Here is a 15,807-nt window from a genome sequence, read left to right as displayed (position 1 = left end):
CCGATGACGGTCGCGGTGGTGACGGACTCGACGGCGTGCCTGCCGCGCGAGTCCGTCACCCGGCACGGCATCCACGTCGTCCCGCTGCACGTGGTCGTGGAAGGCCGCTCGTTCACCGAGGGCGAGGGCATCAGCTCCTCCGAGGTGGCCGAGGCGCTGCGCGCGCACCGCACGGTGTCGACGTCGAAGCCGTCACCGGGCGAGATGCTCGACGCGTACGAGAAGGCGGCGGCGGGCGGCGTCGACGCCATCGTCTCGGTCCATCTCTCGGCGTCCATGTCGGCGACCGTGTCATCGGCGCTGGTCGCGGCGAGCGAGTCCCCGGTGCCGGTGACCGTTGTCGACTCCCACTCGGTCGGGATGGCCATGGGGTTCGCGGTGGAGTCGGCCGCCCGCTACGCCGCGGCGGGGGCGTCCGCCGAGGTCGTCGCGCAGTCCGCCCGCAGCAGGGCGGAGGCCGCCCGCGCGATGTTCTACGTCGACACCCTGGAGTACCTGCGGCGTGGCGGACGGATCGGCAAGGCCTCGGCGCTGCTCGGCTCGGCGCTGGCGATCAAGCCGCTCCTGGAGCTGTCCGACGGTCAGATCCTCCCGCTGGAGCGCGTCCGGACGTCCTCCAAGGCGCTCGTCCGGCTGGAGGACCGGTTGATCTCGGCCGTCGAGGCGATGGACGCGCCGCTCGGCGTCGAGATCGCGATCCACCACCTCGACTCCCGACCACGCGCCGACGACCTGCTGCGGAAGGTGCGGGCCCGGCTGCCGCACGTCAGGTCCGTCCAGGTCGTCGAGCTCGGAGCCGTCGTCGGTACGCACGTGGGCCCGGGGACGCTCGCGGTGGCGGCCAGCCCGTGGAGCGGTCCCTCGACCGTGATCGGCGCGGCCGTCCTCTGAGCGGACCGCGTCCTCGCTGTCCGCACCCTCGCTGTCCGCACCCTCGCTGCGGGCGCCCCGTTGTCCACAGGGGGCGCCGCTGCTGGGGCGGTGGCTGCGGTGTTCTCCCTACGGTGCCAGCCATGGGATCCCGTCGCGCCGCCTCGCCACCACCCGACCGCCTCGCCGCCGTGCTCGGCGAGGTCGACCGGGCGCGACGCGGCGGCTGGGTCCCGCAGGAGTCCACCGTCAGCGACGAGCGGCCGCGGCGTCGCCCGTCCACGGGCTCACGTCGTGACACCTCGGCCAGCGTCACGGCCGCCGACCGGGCAGGCCATCGCGGCGGCGAGCCGGACCGGGTCCGCCCGTACGCGCCGTTGATACGGACCCCGAGCAGCCTGCAGGGCGCCCAGGTCGGGACCAGCCGGCTGGCGCTGGTCGGCGTGCTGATGCTGGTGGCCGCCGCCGTGGTCGTGCTCGGCGGCCGGATGATGTGGGTCCGCGCGATGGCCGAGCCGCACCCGGCGCGCGGTCCGCTGCCGGTCGCGACGAGCACTCCGAGCGGCATCGCCACCTCCAGCGCACGGACCCGCGTGCCCGGTGTCGCTCCGGCCGCCGCCGGTCCGACCAGCGCTGCTACGTCGCTGCTCGTCCACGTGGTGGGCCAGGTCCGGCAACCGGGGGTGGTCCGGCTCACGGCGGGCGCCCGGGTGCAGGATGCCGTCCGTGCCGCCGGCGGGACCACCGGTACCGCGGATCTCGCGCGGGTGAACCTCGCCCGCCCGGTCGTCGACGGCGAGCAGGTCGTGATCCCGCGACCGGGAGAGCAGGTCGATCCAGTGCAGGGTCCGCCGGCGGCAACGGGCCTGCCCACTGCCGCCGGCGGCACCGGAGGGACGGCCGCCGCGGTCGGTGCACCGGTCGACCTCAACGCCGCCGACGAGACGGCGCTGGACGCGCTGCCGGGCGTGGGCCCGGTCATCGCCCAACGCATCGTGCAGTGGCGCACCGACAACGGGCGGTTCTCCACCGTGGAGGAGCTCAGCGAGGTGAGCGGCATCGGCGACAAGCTCATGGAGAAGCTGCGCCCGCTCGTCCGCGTCTAGGGATGGGTCTGGACCTTCGCCTGCTCGCGCCGGCGACCGTGGCCTGGATCGGCGTCCTCGTCTGTCTTCGTCTCTCGCCCGCAGTGGTCGCCGTCGTCGCCGGGGTGCTGACGGCGGCGGGAGTCGTCGTCCTGCTGGCCGAGCGGCGCGGCGCCGACCCGCGCGTCCTCGTCATCGGGCTGTGCTGCGCGGCGGCTGCGCTGACGCTGGTCTCGACCGCAGCGCACCAGGCCACCAGGTCGGCCGGACCGGTCGTCCACCTCGCCGAACGGCGCGCCGCGGTGTCGGTCGAGGCCGTCGTCACCTCCGACCCCCGCACCCTGCCGGCGGCGGGGCCCGGTCGCACCGGTCCGATGGTGCTCGTACGTCTGTCGATCCGGCAGGTGGTGGGTCGTGGCCAGGTCAGCACGCCTCGTACGCCGGTGCTGCTGTTCGCCGACGCGCGCTGGCTCGACGTGCGCTGGCACCAGCGGGTGCGTGCGCAGATCCGGCTCGCTCCGCCCAAGGAGAAGGGGTCCGAGGTCGAGGCGGTGGCGAGCGCGCAGTCACCACCCGTGGTCGTCGCCCAGCCCGGTGTGATCACCCGGAGCATCGACGCGGTCCGCGGGGACCTGCGCACCGCGACGGACCCGCTGCCGGCCGACCCTCGCGGGCTGGTTCCTGCCCTGGTGATCGGCGACACGAGCCGGGTTCCACCGGCACTGGACGACGACATGCGGGCGACCGGCATGACCCACCTCAACGCCGTCAGCGGCAGCAACGTCACGGTGGTCCTGATGGCGGTGCTGTGGGCCTGCGGCTGGCTGCGGGTACCCCGCCGCTGGCGGCTTCCGTGCTGCCTCGGTGCGCTGGTCCTGTTCGTCCTGCTCTGCCGACCGGAGCCGAGCGTGGTGCGAGCGACCGCGATGGGCGTGGTCGGTCTGCTCGGGACCACCCTGGCCCGGCCGCACGCCGCACCGGCCGCCCTGTCAGCGGCCGTGATCGGACTGCTGTGCATCGACCCGTGGCTCGCGTCGTCGTACGGCTTCGCCCTGTCCGCGCTCGCCACTCTCGGTCTCATCCTGTTCGCGCGTCCGTGGGGGAGCTGGTTCGCGAGGTTCCTGCCCGAGCGGCTGCGTCCGCTGGCCGACGCCGTGGCGATCCCCGTGGCGGCGCAGGCGGTCTGCGCCCCGGTCATCGTGCTCCTGCAGGGTTCGGTGAGCGTCGTCGGCGTGCCCGCGAACCTGCTGGCCGCACCCCTCGTCGCTCCGGCGACTGTCGCGGGCGTGGTGACCGTGCTCGTCGCCCCGCTCTCCACGACGGCCGCGCTGCTGCCCGCATGGCTCGCGGGACTGCCGGCGTGGGGGATCGCGGCGGTGGCGCACGCGTTCGCGGCGCTGCCGTTCGGTGCGCTGCCCTGGCCCGACGGTGCGGCGGGCGCGTTCCTGCTCGCCGGGATCACCCTCGGGCTGCTGCTGTGCGCCCCGGCCCTGGCCGTCCGCGCCGTCCGACGACCGGTGCTCGCCATGGCGGTGACTGTTCTCGTCGCGGCGGCGTTCGCGCCACTGCCGCCGGTGGGCTGGCCGGCCGGAGGCTGGGTGTACGTCGCGTGCGACGTCGGCCAGGGGGACGGCGGCGTGCTGCGTACGGGCGACCGGTCGGGCGTGCTCGTCGACGCCGGCCCGGACGGTGAAGCCATCGACCGGTGTCTGAGCCGACTGGGCATCACCAGGCTGGACGCCGTGCTGCTCACGCACTTCCACGCCGACCACGTCGACGGACTCGCCGGTGCGCTGCACGACCGGTCCGTCGGGGTGATCTTCACCAACGGCGTCCACGACACCGGCTCCTCCGGCGCTCGCGACGAGCCGTCGCAGGAACCGGAGGTCGATCGGCAGGCGGCCGCCGCCGGCGTACCCGTGCACGCCTTGGAGGCGGGCCAGCAGCTGCAGTGGGGTGCGGTGACCGCGCGAGTCCTCTGGCCTGCCAGGGTGATTCACGAGGGCTCGGTCCAGAACAACGCATCGGTCGTGCTGGACGTCCGCTCCGGCGGGCTGCGCATCCTGCTGCTGGGCGACGCCGAGCGGGAGGCCCAGGCGCAGGTACGGCGAGCGCTGTCCGGGGACCCGGACCGCACACCCTTCAGCGTGCTCAAGGTCGCTCACCACGGCTCCTCGAACCAGGACCCCGAGCTGATGCACCTGGTGAGGGCGCCGGTCGCGGTGATCAGCGTCGGCGCCGGCAACGACTACGGCCATCCGGCTCCCCGGACGCTGGACCTGATGCGGGACAGCGGGTCCATGGTGGTTCGGACCGACCGTGGGGGAGACGTCGCCGTGGTCGGCCGCCACGGCCGGCCGTTCATCGCCCGGCCGTGACGCCCGGACGGTCAGGCGAGCAGCGCGGCGATCCCGAGCAGGACGGGCACCGAGCAGAGCGTGGTCACGAAGATGGCGTCGCGGGCCAGCACCTCGGCACGGCCGTAGCGGGTCGCGTACACGAAGATGTTCTGCGCCGTCGGCAGGCTCGCCACCACGACCACGGCCAGCAGGTCGTGACCGCGCAGCCCGAACGGCCCGGCGGCGACGGCCCAGGCGACCAGGGGCTGGACGAGGACCTTCAGGACGGCCACCGTCGCGACATCGGCGACCGAGGTGTCCGCGAGGGGACGTGGCCCCAGACGGAGCGCGACGCCGTACGCGAGCAGGGCGGCGGGGACGGCGATCTGGCCGATCATGGTGAGCGGGTCGACCACCACGGTGGGTGGCCGCCGGCCGCTCAGGGCGATCGCGACACCCACCGACGAGCCGATGGTGATCGGGTTGCGCAACGGCTGCGCGAGCACCCGGAGCACGGACGGCCGTCGTCCCGAGGTGACCAGGTCCAGCACCGCGAAGGCGGTGGGGGTCAGCACGAGCAGCTGCATCAGCAGGATCGGCGCGATCGCGGCGCCGCCACCGAGCACGTAGACCGCGATGGGGAGGCCCAGGTTGCCGGCGTTCACGTACGAGGAGCAGAGCGCACCGACGACCGTCTCGGCCGTGTCACGCCGCCAGATCAGCCGAGCGACAACGACATAGACACCGGCTGCGACGACCACGCTGACGAACGCGATCACCAGACCGGCCGAGAACACCCGGTGCAGGTCGGCCTTCATCAGCAGCGTGAGCAGCAGGCACGGTGTCGCGACGAAGAAGACCAGCCGGGCGAGAACCTGCTGGGCAGCGACGTCGAGTACCCCGGTGTGCGCCAGCACGAAGCCGACGCCGATGACGGCGGCGATGACTCCGAACCCGTCGAGGACTCCCTGCATCCTCGCTCAGCAGGTGAGGCGTGCGGCCTCGTGCAGCGCGTCGAGCGTCGCCTGCACGGCCGGGACCCGTTGCAGGTCGGGCGTGGTCACCGCCTGGACGGTACGTCGGCTGGCGGGGTCGATCGGCATCGTCACCACGCCGGGGTTGTGGGCCGAGCGCAGGATGAGGTCGGGCACGAGGGCCACCCCGAGGCCCTCGGCCACGAGGCCCAGCACCGCGACGTAGTCCTCGGTCTCGAAGGCGACCTCGGGCACGAAGCCCTCCCGCTCGGCCAGGGTCAGCAGGTGGCCGCGGCAGCGCGGGCAGCCCGCGATCCAGGGCTCGGCCGACAGGTCGGACAGCCGGGCGGAGCCGGCCTTCGCCAGCGGGTGCTTGGCCGACACCGCGAGCCGCACCTCGTCGACCAGCAGGTCGCGGATGGTGAAGGCCTCCATGTCGTCCTCACCGCGCGGCAGGTCGTCGCCCTCGTAGGCGAACGCGACCGCGAGGTCGCACTGGCCGGCGCGCAGCGCCGCGAGCGACTCCGGCGGCTCGGCCTCGGCGAAGGTGACCTGGACGTCGGGGAAGCGCTCCTTCACCAGCGCGAGCGCCCGAGGTACCAGCGTCGAGGAGGACGACGGGAAGGCCATCAGCCGCACCCGGCCGGAGCGCAGTCCGGCGATCGCGGCCACCTCGGCCTCCGCGGCCTCGAGGGCGGACAGCACCGGCCCGGCGTGACGCGCGAGGACGGTGCCCGCCTCGGTGAGGCGGACGGTGCGTCCGAGCCGTTCGACCAGGACCGTGCCGGTGCGCTCCTCGAGCCGCCGCACCATCTGGGAGATGGCCGGCTGGGAGTACCCGAGGGAGGCGGCGGCGGCGGTGAAGCTGCCCTCGTCGGAGATGGCCCGCATGACGCGCAGGCCGGCGGCGTCGATCATGGTTCGAATCCTATAAGTGCACGTTATCGAATGCCAGTCGTCCAGCGTGGGCCGTGATGCTGGCGCGGCCGCGGCGCGGGCCCGGCCGGCGAGGGCGTGCCTGGGTGGCGGACCGCGGCGGCGCCATACTGCAGGGGTGTACGAGACGACCACCCAGGCCCCCGACGGCGTGGACGAGCGCACCTGGGCCGAGCTGGTCGACCTGGTACGCGGGCGGGGGCTCGCCGTGCTGAGCGGAGCCGGCCTGTCGACGGAGTCGGGTATCCCGGACTACCGCGGGCCGGACGGTGAGCGCCGCATCACCCCGATGACCGCCGCGGAGCTGCTGGCGACCGTGGAGGCGCGGCGTCGCTACTGGGCGCGCAGCTTCGCCGGCTGGCGCCGGTTCGCCCGGGCGCGTCCGAACGAGGGCCATCGGGTGGTCGCCCGGCTGCAGGACGCGGGCGTCCTCGGCACCGTCATCACCCAGAACGTCGACGGGCTGCACCAGCAGGCGGGCTCCTCCGACGTCCTGGAGCTGCACGGCTCGCTGGAGCAGGTGGTCTGCACCAGCTGCGGCGAGCACTACCGACGGACGGTCATCGACGAGTGGCTCACCGAGGCGAACCCGACCTTCGACCGGGACGTCCGGGGCGAGATCCGACCGGACGGCGACGTCGTGATCCCGGAGGAGCTGGCGCAAGCCTTCCACCTGGTGGCGTGCGTGGTGTGCGGCTCCGACAAGCTCAAGCCGGACGTGGTGATGTTCGGGGAGTCGGTGCCGAAGCCGCTGGTCGAGCAGTGCTTCGGCGTGGTCGAGGCCTCCCGCGGGCTGCTGGTGCTGGGGTCCTCGCTGATGGTGATGTCGGGCTACCGGTTCGTGCGCCGGGCGGCGCGGCTCGGCCTCCCGGTCGCCGTGCTGACCACCGGGCAGACGCGGGCGGAGGCCGAGACGACGATCAAGCTGGACTCGCCGCTCGGGCTCACGCTGACCCGCCTGGAGAAGGCTCTCGGGCAGTAGCCCTCAGACGCGCCGGAGCACGGCCGTGACGCGTCCGAGGATGGTGGCGTCGTCGCCGTCGATGGGCTCGTACGCCTCGTTGTGGGGCATCAGCCAGACCTTGTCCTTGGTGCGCTTGAACGTCTTGACCGTGGCCTCGTTGTCCAGCATCGCGGCCACGATGTCGCCGTTCTCGGCGGTCTGCTGCTGGTGCACGACCACCCAGTCACCGTCGCAGATCGCCGCGTCGACCATCGAGTCGCCGACGACCTTGAGCAGGAAGAGGTCGCCCTCGCCGACGATCTGGCGCGGCAGCGGGAAGACGTCGTCGATGACCTCCTCGGCGAGGATCGGGCCACCGGCGGCGATTCGCCCCACGACCGGGATGTAGGAGGGCTCCGGCCGCTCGTCGTTGATCCCGGTCTCGTCGACGCCCTCCTCCGCCTCGCCCGGGACCTGCCCGCGGTAGCCCCGCGCCTGCTTGCCCAGGTCGGGAGAGATGACCTCCATCGCGCGGGGGCGCATCGGGTCGCGGCGCAGGTAGCCCTTGCGCTCCAGCATCGACAGCTGATGGGCCACCGAGCTCGGGGAGGTGAGGCCGACGGCCTGACCGATCTCGCGCATGCTGGGCGGGTAGCCCCTGCGGTCGATCGAGCTGCGGATGACCTCCAGCACCTTGCGCTGGCGCGTCGTGAGCGCGTGGCTGTCCGGCTCCGGCAGCTCGTGGATCTTGGCCATCGTTGGCGTCCCTCGTTCCCCGTCGTGCGGCGCCAGGACGCCCGGGGAAGAGGGCTGTCGGTGGACGCTGCTTCAGTCTTCTGGTGTGAGGTCAGCGTATGGACTTCGCACACAGTTCTCAAACACCTGTACGAGGCATGTCGCGCTCCGCGTGGTCGACACGTTCGAACGTACGTGCTATATCTCGTACGAACGTTCTATCGCACAGGTGTTCGGATCGAGGAGGTCCTCATGAGCGCAGCGACCGCGTGGCACGTCCCGGATCCGCCGGCGGGCGTGCGTCGCCGCCACCTGGTGCTGGTGCCCGATCCGCCGGTCGAGGTGGCCACGCCGCGGATGCGGCTGACGCGTCGCGGCCGCCTGGTCCTCGCCGTGCTTCTCGCGCTGCTCGTCCTGGCCGTCACGATGACGTCCGTGGCGATGGCAGGGACGTCATCGGCGCCGACGACGGTGACCGTGACGCGCGGGCAGACGCTGGGGGAGGTCGCCCACCGCCAGCTCCCTACCCTCCCGGTCCGGGAGGCGGTCGTGCGCTTCCAGCTCGCCAACGATCTGAGCTCGCTGCAGGTGCAAGAGGGGCAGCGGCTGGTCGTCCCGGACTGATCGGCGGCGCGGCGGCGGTGGGGAGATCGCTCCCCGCGCCGCCGCCGTCGTGTGTGGGGCGACCCGACGCGGACGGCGCCGAGCGGAGGCCCAGCGTCGGCGGAAGGCAGGGCGACACGCCGTCGACGCCCGCTCGACCCGCCGGTGACGAGGCGCTGACCTGCACGTTTACGAGCGCTCGACAGGTGCGGTCGGGCGGATCTTGCACGTGCGCGTCCCGCGACCTACGATCCCTATATCTAGTAGTTACACCGCTGTAAGTCGTCCACATCTAGTCCCCACGTCGTCCACCGGATAACCCACAGAGTTATCCACAGGCGGCGCTGTCGGGACCATCTCCACACACCGTCGCCCGGGCATTCGTATGCCCCCGCCGACGTTGACCACGGGGGGTGGAGTGGGCGTCGCAGCAGCCACGCGAAGGGCGAGAGGAGCCGTCATGCACTGCCCGTTCTGCCGGCACACCGACAGCCGGGTCGTCGACAGCCGCACGAGCGAGGACGGCACCGTCATCAAGCGGCGCCGCCAGTGCCCGAGCTGCGGCAAGCGCTTCTCGACGATGGAGAACGCGAGCCTCACCGTGGTCAAGCGGTCCGGTGCGAGCGAGCCGTTCAGCCGCGCCAAGGTCGTCACCGGCGTACGCAAGGCGTGCCAAGGGCGGCCGGTCGGCGACGACGACTTCGCCCTGCTGGCCCAGCAGGTGGAGGAGTCCATCCGCGCCAAGGGTGTGGCCGAGATCGACGCCCACGACGTGGGGCTGGAGATCCTCGGGCCGCTGCGCCGGCTGGACGAGGTCGCCTACCTGCGGTTCGCCAGCGTCTACCAGGCCTTCGAGTCCCTCGAGGACTTCGAGGCCGCCATCAGCCTGCTGCGCCTGGAGGCGCAGCGCAGGCCCGAGGACACCACGGCCACTGTCAGTGGTCAGCGAGACGATCAGTGAGTACGAGGAGAGGGAGCACCACCATGACCGAGACGGCGCGCACGTCCCAGGCACGTCGCAAGAGCAAGGGTGTGAAGGTCGAGCGCATCTACACCACCCCGGGTGTGCACCCGTACGACGAGGTGACGTGGGAGTCGCGCGACGTCGTCCAGCAGAACTGGAAGACGGGCGAGACGATCTTCGAGCAGCGCGGGGTGGAGTTCCCCGACTTCTGGTCGCTCAACGCCTCGACGATCGTGACGACTAAGTACTTCCGGGGGGCCGTCGGCACCGACGCGCGGGAGAAGAGCCTCAAGCAGCTCATCGACCGCGTCGTGCTGACCTACGTCAAGGCGGGCAAGGACCACGGCTACTTCCGCAGCGACGAGGACGCCGAGGTCTTCGAGCACGAGCTCACCTGGGCGCTGCTGCACCAGGTGTTCGCGTTCAACTCACCCGTCTGGTTCAACGTCGGCACCAAGAGCCCGCAGCAGGTCTCGGCCTGCTTCATCCTCTCGGTCGACGACTCGATGGACTCGATCCTGAACTGGTACAAGGAGGAGGGGTTCATCTTCAAGGGCGGCTCCGGTGCCGGTCTGAACCTCTCGCGCATCCGCTCCTCCAAGGAGCTGCTCTCCAGCGGTGGCACCGCCTCCGGGCCGGTCTCGTTCATGCGCGGCGCGGACGCCTCCGCCGGCACCATCAAGTCGGGCGGTGCGACCCGTCGCGCGGCCAAGATGGTCGTCCTCGACGTGGACCACCCGGACATCGAGGAGTTCATCGAGACCAAGGCGCGCGAGGAGGACAAGATCCGCGCGCTGCGGGACGCCGGCTTCGACATGGACCTCGGCGGCAAGGACATCACCTCCGTCCAGTACCAGAACGCCAACAACTCCGTCCGTGTCAGCGACGCCTTCATGCGTGCGGTGGAGGACGGCACGACGTTCGGCCTGACCTCGCGCGCCGACGGCTCGGTCATCACCCAGGTCGACGCCCGCGAGCTGTTCGACAAGATCAACAAGGCCGCGTGGGAGTGCGCCGACCCGGGCATCCAGTACGACGACACGATCAACGACTGGCACACCAACCCCGAGACGGGCCGCATCACCGCGTCCAACCCGTGCTCGGAGTACATGTCGCTGGACAATTCCTCGTGCAACCTGGCGAGCCTGAACCTGCTGAAGTTCCTCAAGGAAGACGACACGTTCGACGTCGCGACCTTCCAGAAGGTCGTGGAGCTGGTCATCACCGCGATGGACATCTCCATCTGCTTCGCCGACTTCCCGACCGAGGCGATCGGCAAGACCACCGTCGACTACCGCCAGCTCGGCATCGGGTACGCCAACCTCGGCGCGCTGCTCATGGCGACCGGCCACGGCTACGAGTCCGAGGGCGGCCGCAGCCTGGCCGCCGCGATAACCTCGCTGCTGACCGGTGCCGCGTACAAGCGGTCCGCGGAGATCGCCGGGGTCGTCGGTGCGTACGCGGGGTACGCCCGCAACGCCGAGGCGCACCAGCGGGTCATGCGCAAGCACCGCGCGGCCAACGACGAAGTCCGCACGCTCGACGTCATGGACGGCTCGATCCACCGCGCGGCGACGCAGGCGTGGACCGACGTCATCGAGCTCGGCGCCAAGCACGGCTACCGCAACGCCCAGGCGTCGGTGCTCGCGCCGACCGGGACCATCGGCTTCATGATGGACTGCGACACCACCGGCATCGAGCCGGACTTCTCGCTGGTCAAGTTCAAGAAGCTCGTCGGTGGCGGCTCGATGCAGATCGTCAACCAGACGATCCCGCGCGCCCTGACCAAGCTCGGCTACCAGAACGAGCAGATCGAAGCGATCGTCGAGCACATCGCCGAGAAGGGCCACGTCATCGACGCGCCCGGGCTCAAGCCGGAGCACTACGAGGTGTTCGACTGCGCCATGGGGCAGCGCGCCATCTCGCCGATGGGCCACGTCCGGATGATGGCGGCGACCCAGCCGTTCCTCTCCGGTGCCATCTCCAAGACGGTCAACCTGCCCGAGACGGCGACCGTCGAGGACATCGCCGAGGTGCACCTGCAGGGCTGGAAGCTGGGCCTGAAGGCGCTGGCGGTCTACCGCGACAACTGCAAGGTCGGCCAGCCGCTGTCCGACGGCAAGAAGGAGCAGGAGCCCGCGCCGGCCAAGACCGCTGAGGTCGCCGCGGTGGAGAAGGTCGTGGAGTACCGGCCGATCCGCAAGCGTCTGCCGAAGCGTCGCAGCAGCCAGACCACCTCGTTCGCGGTCGGTGGCGCCGAGGGTTACCTCACCGCCGGCGTGCACGACGACGGCGAGCTCGGCGAGATCTTCCTGAAGTTCGGCAAGCAGGGCTCGACTCTCGCCGGCGTGATGGACGCCTTCTCGGTCGCGGTCTCGGTGGCGCTGCAGTACGGCGTGCCGCTGGAGACGTACGTGGAGAAGTTCACGAACATGCGATTCGAGCCGGCCGGGATGACCGACGACCCGGACGTGCGGATGGCGCAGTCCATCATGGACTACGTGTTCCGTCGCCTGGCGCTGGATCACCTGGACTTCGAGACGCGCTCGTTCATGGGCATCCACACCGCCCAGGAGCGGGCCCGTCAGCTGGAGACCGGCTCGTACGCCGAGTCGACGACGGACGACACCGACGGTGACGACGTGGCCGGCGAGCTCGAGTCGTACTCGCAGTCCGCGGCTCCGGCCTCGGCGCGCAAGGCCGAGAAGGCCGACGTCGAGGTGAAGTCCGGCGCCGGTGCGGCCGACGCACGGGAGGTCTCCGCGGAGATCCACTCCTCGGCCGAGCTGATGGAGAAGTTCCAGGGCAAGGCCGCGGACGCGCCGATGTGCCTGACCTGCGGTACGAAGATGCGCCCCGCGGGCAGCTGCTACGTCTGTGAGGGTTGCGGCAGCACCAGCGGCTGCAGCTGATCACCGAACGATCGATGGCCCGGAGCGCGGCGAGCGCTCCGGGCCATCGTCGTCGGTGGCAGGATTCGTTGGCATGAGCGCCAATGACGAGAGCATCGCCTACCCGCACCCGGGTGCGCGCCGCCCGTACGACACCGAGCCGACGGCGCCGCACGTGGTCGTGCTGTTCGGCGCGACCGGCGACCTCGGCCGGCGCAAGCTGCTGCCCGGGCTCGCGCACCTCACGCTGTCCGACCTCACCCCTGACGTGCAGGTGGTGGGCACCTCGCTGGAGGAGATGGACGACGAGGGCTTCCGGCAGTTCGCCCGCAAGGCGCTGGACGAGTTCAGCACTAAGCCGGTCGAGGGAGCCGACTGGGAGGAGTTCGCGGCCCGGCTGCGCTACGTCCCGCAGAGCGCCGGCCCCGACGCCCTCGCGTCCGCGGTGCGCGACGCCGAGGAGCAGCTCGGCACGGACGTACGGCGGCTGCACTACCTGAGCGTGCCTCCGAAGGCGGCGCGTGCGGTCATCAAGATGCTGTCCGAGGCCGACCTGGTCGAGGGCTCGCGGGTCGTGATGGAGAAGCCGTTCGGCACCGATCTCGCCAGCGCGATCGAGCTGAACGACGAGATCCACCAGACGTTCACCGAGGACCAGATCTTCCGGATCGACCACTTCCTGGGCAAGGAGGCGGCGCAGAACATCCTGGCGTTCCGGTTCGCCAACGGCCTGTTCGAGCCGATCTGGAACCGCACCTTCATCGACCACGTGCAGATCGACATCCCCGAGACGCTCGGCCTGGACAACCGCGCCGAGTTCTACGAGCAGACCGGTGCGTTCAAGGACATGGTCGTGACGCACCTGCTCCAGGTGCTGGCCTTCGTCGCGATGGAGCCGCCGACGGCACTGGAGCCACGCGCGATCAGCGAGGAGAAGAACAAGGTCTTCCGCTCGCTGCAGCCGATCGACCCTCGACACGTCGTGCGCGGCCAGTACGCCGGCTACCGTGACGAGCCGGGGGTGTCGCCGGACTCCGACACCGAGACGTTCATCGCGCTGAAGTGCGAGATCGACAACTGGCGCTGGGCCGACGTGCCCTTCTATCTGCGTACGGGCAAGCGGATGGCCGAGGGCCAACGGATCATCTCGATCGCGTTCCGCGAGGCGCCCAAGAGCATGTTCCCGGCGGGGTCGGGTGTCGGCTCCCAGGGACCGGACCACCTCACCTTCGACCTCGCGGACGCCTCGAAGCTGTCGCTGTCCTTCTACGGCAAGCGGCCCGGCCCGGGCATGCGCCTGGAGAAGCTGTCGATGCAGTTCGCGACGCGGGAGACCGCCGAGGCCGACGACGTGCTGGAGGCCTACCAGCGGCTGATCCTGGACGCGATGCGCGGCGACCACACGCTGTTCACCACCTCGGAGGGCATCGAGAGCCTGTGGGAGCGGTCCGCCCCACTGCTGGAGAACCCGCCGATGGTGAAGTCGTACGCGCCGGACAGCTGGGGCCCGAACGCCATCCACCAGCTCATCGCGCCGCACGCCTGGCGGCTGCCGTTCGAGCGGACCTGGCGGGAGTCGCACCGCTGACGGCGGCCGGTCCGGCTACGCGGTGGCGTCCAGCACCGCCGGCAGCACGAGCACCAGGCAGACCGTCCAGACGGCGTGCGTGATCACCGGGGCGAGCACCCCGCCGGTGACGGCCCGCTGCCGAGCGGTCAGGAGCCCGAGCACGACCGTGGCGGCGACCAGCATCGGGTTGCCCGTGGCCATCGTGACGAGGGCGTACAGCACGGTCGAGAGCACGACCTCCCGGCCGCGGGGGAGTGCCTCGTAGACCGCGCCCCGGAAGAACAGCTCCTCGGCCGTGCCGGTGAGCACGGCGAGTGGGAGCACCAGCGCGAGCCGACCACGCCGGGCCAGGTCGATCACCGAGCTCACCTCCTCGTGCACCGCCCCCACCCGCGCGAGGACGAGGACGCCGAGCGCACAGGCGGCGGACAGGGCGAGACCGGTGAGCAGCCCCGCCACGACCGGCGGCGTGGGCGCTCCCGCTCGGGGCCCGGCCAGCCGTACCGGCGCGGCGAGCAGGGCCCCCACCAGCCAGGTGAGCGCCACCGCCAGACCGAGCGGGTAGAAGCGCGGACTTCCGGGTGGGGTGCTCAGCGCGAGCGCCAGCAGTGCCGTACCGACGAGGGTGGCGACGACGCACACGAACCGGCGCCGCACGATCACCTCGGACGACGGCACGGGGCACCTTTCGGCAGCGATCCGCCGAGTCTGCCACGGGAACGTTCCTCGAACCGGAGGCAACAGGCGACGGACCCGGGACCGAACGTCGCGCCCGAGTTCCTGCGCCGGACGGCCAGCAATCCCTAGGGTGTGTCCGTGGCCTTCTGGAACCGGACCAAGGACCTCCCGCGCGAGCGCGAGGAGGTGGGCGGCGCGCCGTTGGACCCGACCGCCCTGCTGGAGCTCGTGGAGCGCATCGGCGACGAGTGCGCGCAGGAGGTGGGCCGCCTCGGTGGCGACGCCGACCAGGTGATGGCCACGGTCCACCTGGACACGGTGCAGCGGGTGACCCGGGTCGAGCTCGTCTCCGACGGCATGCCGCTGCTCACCGGCAAGGCGTTCATCCGGCAGCTGAACGACCTGGCGGCGCCGCTGGTGAACCAGCCGCCCGGCCGTCGCCTCGCTCACATCGACGCCACCGTCGCGGACGGGCGGCTGCAGACCCGGATCACCTACGCCGACTGATGAGCGTCTCGTCCGACCGCGTGCGCCGGGCCTGGCCGCTCGGCAACGGGACGGTGCTGCGCGAACGGATCGTCGCGGCGTACGAGCAGCCCTGGCGGCGCTACCACGACGTCCGCCATCTCGACGAGGTGCTGGCGCGGATCGCCGAGATCTGCTCTGCCACGACGATCTCCGCCGAGCAGGAGGAGATCGTGACGTTGGCCGGGTACTTCCACGACGTCGTCTACCGGCCCGACCCGCCCGACGGCATCTCGAACGAGGAGCAGTCCGCCCGTCTCGCCGAGGCGTGGCTGTCGTCGGCCGGCCTCGATCCCGACGTGGTCACCGAGGTCGCCCGGCTCGTCCGGGGTACGCAGACGCACGACAGCGCGCCGCAGGACGTCGCCGCACACGTCCTGTACGACGCCGACCTGGGGATACTGGCCGCCGACCCGGACCGCTACGCGCAGTACGTCCGCGACGTGCGCGCCGAGTACGCCGAGGTCCCCGACCAGCAGTTCGCGCAGGGGCGTTCGGCCGTCCTGGAGTCCCTGCTGCGGCGGCCGGCCGTGTTCGCCACGCCGTACGGCCGCGACCGGTGGGAGGCCGCAGCACGGGAGAACGTCGAGCAGGAGCTCCTGCTGCTTCGCGCGCAGACCTAGCCTCGGCGAACGGCTCGTCCGGAACTCACCGTGGGGCACCGGTGGAGGGGTAGCGTCCCCACCACGTCACC

The 15,807-nt window shown here is 71.5% G+C and carries 14 protein-coding genes; 10 read left to right on the top strand and 4 right to left on the bottom strand.

From position 1 onward, the window contains the following. Positions 1 to 3 precede the first annotated feature (3 nt). The 3 genes from P4R38_RS13435 to P4R38_RS13425 all read left to right on the top strand — a co-directional run bounded on the left by P4R38_RS13435 (position 4) and on the right by P4R38_RS13425 (position 4,333). Positions 4 to 891, top strand: a complete 888-nt coding sequence (locus P4R38_RS13435) for a DegV family protein (RefSeq protein WP_277192570.1) — start codon at positions 4 to 6, stop codon at positions 889 to 891. Between the two features lie 122 nt (positions 892 to 1,013). Beyond that, the gene (locus tag P4R38_RS13430; RefSeq protein ID WP_277192569.1) at positions 1,014 to 1,976 is read left to right on the top strand and encodes a helix-hairpin-helix domain-containing protein; all 963 of its coding nucleotides are present in this window, start codon (positions 1,014 to 1,016) and stop codon (positions 1,974 to 1,976) included. A 2-nt stretch (positions 1,977 to 1,978) separates the two neighbouring features. Next, positions 1,979 to 4,333, top strand: a complete 2,355-nt coding sequence (locus P4R38_RS13425; RefSeq protein WP_277192568.1) for a ComEC/Rec2 family competence protein — start codon at positions 1,979 to 1,981, stop codon at positions 4,331 to 4,333. 11 nt (positions 4,334 to 4,344) lie between these two features. Here the strand turns inward: P4R38_RS13425 and P4R38_RS13420 are convergent, their stop codons facing one another. Beyond that, positions 4,345 to 5,268 carry an AEC family transporter gene (locus tag P4R38_RS13420; RefSeq protein ID WP_277192566.1) on the bottom strand — a complete coding sequence of 308 codons (924 nt, stop codon included), beginning with the start codon at positions 5,266 to 5,268 and terminating at the stop codon, positions 4,345 to 4,347. Between the two features lie 6 nt (positions 5,269 to 5,274). Beyond that, on the bottom strand, positions 5,275 to 6,186 hold the full coding sequence (locus tag P4R38_RS13415; protein ID WP_277192565.1) for a LysR family transcriptional regulator: 912 nt from the start codon (positions 6,184 to 6,186) through the stop codon (positions 5,275 to 5,277). 136 nt (positions 6,187 to 6,322) lie between these two features. Here P4R38_RS13415 and P4R38_RS13410 point away from each other — a divergent pair, with 136 nt between their 5' ends. Continuing rightward, the gene (locus P4R38_RS13410) at positions 6,323 to 7,186 is read left to right on the top strand and encodes a Sir2 family NAD-dependent protein deacetylase (RefSeq protein WP_277192564.1); all 864 of its coding nucleotides are present in this window, start codon (positions 6,323 to 6,325) and stop codon (positions 7,184 to 7,186) included. Positions 7,187 to 7,189: 3 nt separating this feature from the next. Here P4R38_RS13410 and lexA read toward each other — a convergent pair whose 3' ends face one another. Beyond that, positions 7,190 to 7,903 (bottom strand): transcriptional repressor LexA, encoded by a 714-nt coding sequence (lexA, locus tag P4R38_RS13405; protein ID WP_275238699.1) that lies wholly within the window; start codon positions 7,901 to 7,903, stop codon positions 7,190 to 7,192. 231 nt (positions 7,904 to 8,134) lie between these two features. Here lexA and P4R38_RS13400 point away from each other — a divergent pair, with 231 nt between their 5' ends. The 4 genes from P4R38_RS13400 to zwf all read left to right on the top strand — a co-directional run bounded on the left by P4R38_RS13400 (position 8,135) and on the right by zwf (position 13,928). Next, positions 8,135 to 8,506, top strand: a complete 372-nt coding sequence (locus P4R38_RS13400) for a LysM peptidoglycan-binding domain-containing protein (RefSeq protein WP_275238698.1) — start codon at positions 8,135 to 8,137, stop codon at positions 8,504 to 8,506. A 439-nt stretch (positions 8,507 to 8,945) separates the two neighbouring features. Continuing rightward, positions 8,946 to 9,446, top strand: a complete 501-nt coding sequence (nrdR, locus tag P4R38_RS13395; protein ID WP_275238697.1) for a transcriptional regulator NrdR — start codon at positions 8,946 to 8,948, stop codon at positions 9,444 to 9,446. A 23-nt stretch (positions 9,447 to 9,469) separates the two neighbouring features. After that, positions 9,470 to 12,361 carry a vitamin B12-dependent ribonucleotide reductase gene (locus P4R38_RS13390; RefSeq protein ID WP_277192563.1) on the top strand — a complete coding sequence of 964 codons (2,892 nt, stop codon included), beginning with the start codon at positions 9,470 to 9,472 and terminating at the stop codon, positions 12,359 to 12,361. Positions 12,362 to 12,434: 73 nt separating this feature from the next. Next, positions 12,435 to 13,928, top strand: a complete 1,494-nt coding sequence (gene zwf / locus P4R38_RS13385; RefSeq protein WP_275238694.1) for a glucose-6-phosphate dehydrogenase — start codon at positions 12,435 to 12,437, stop codon at positions 13,926 to 13,928. A gap of 15 nt (positions 13,929 to 13,943) precedes the next feature. Here zwf and P4R38_RS13380 read toward each other — a convergent pair whose 3' ends face one another. Further along, positions 13,944 to 14,588 (bottom strand): CPBP family intramembrane glutamic endopeptidase, encoded by a 645-nt coding sequence (locus P4R38_RS13380; RefSeq protein ID WP_277192562.1) that lies wholly within the window; start codon positions 14,586 to 14,588, stop codon positions 13,944 to 13,946. Between the two features lie 138 nt (positions 14,589 to 14,726). Between P4R38_RS13380 and P4R38_RS13375 the strand changes: the two genes are divergently transcribed. Continuing rightward, positions 14,727 to 15,095, top strand: a complete 369-nt coding sequence (locus P4R38_RS13375) for a hypothetical protein (protein ID WP_277192561.1) — start codon at positions 14,727 to 14,729, stop codon at positions 15,093 to 15,095. Further along, on the top strand, positions 15,095 to 15,736 hold the full coding sequence (locus P4R38_RS13370; protein WP_277192560.1) for an HD domain-containing protein: 642 nt from the start codon (positions 15,095 to 15,097) through the stop codon (positions 15,734 to 15,736). Before P4R38_RS13375 ends, P4R38_RS13370 begins: the two co-directional genes overlap by 1 nt. Positions 15,737 to 15,807: the final 71 nt, after the last annotated feature.

Origin of the sequence: Luteipulveratus flavus (assembly GCF_029439465.1) — a bacterium.
Lineage (GTDB): Bacteria > Actinomycetota > Actinomycetes > Actinomycetales > Dermatophilaceae > Luteipulveratus > Luteipulveratus flavus.
The sequence above is the reverse complement of the archived record's forward strand: the minus strand, read 5'-3'. Positions and strand labels throughout refer to the sequence as shown.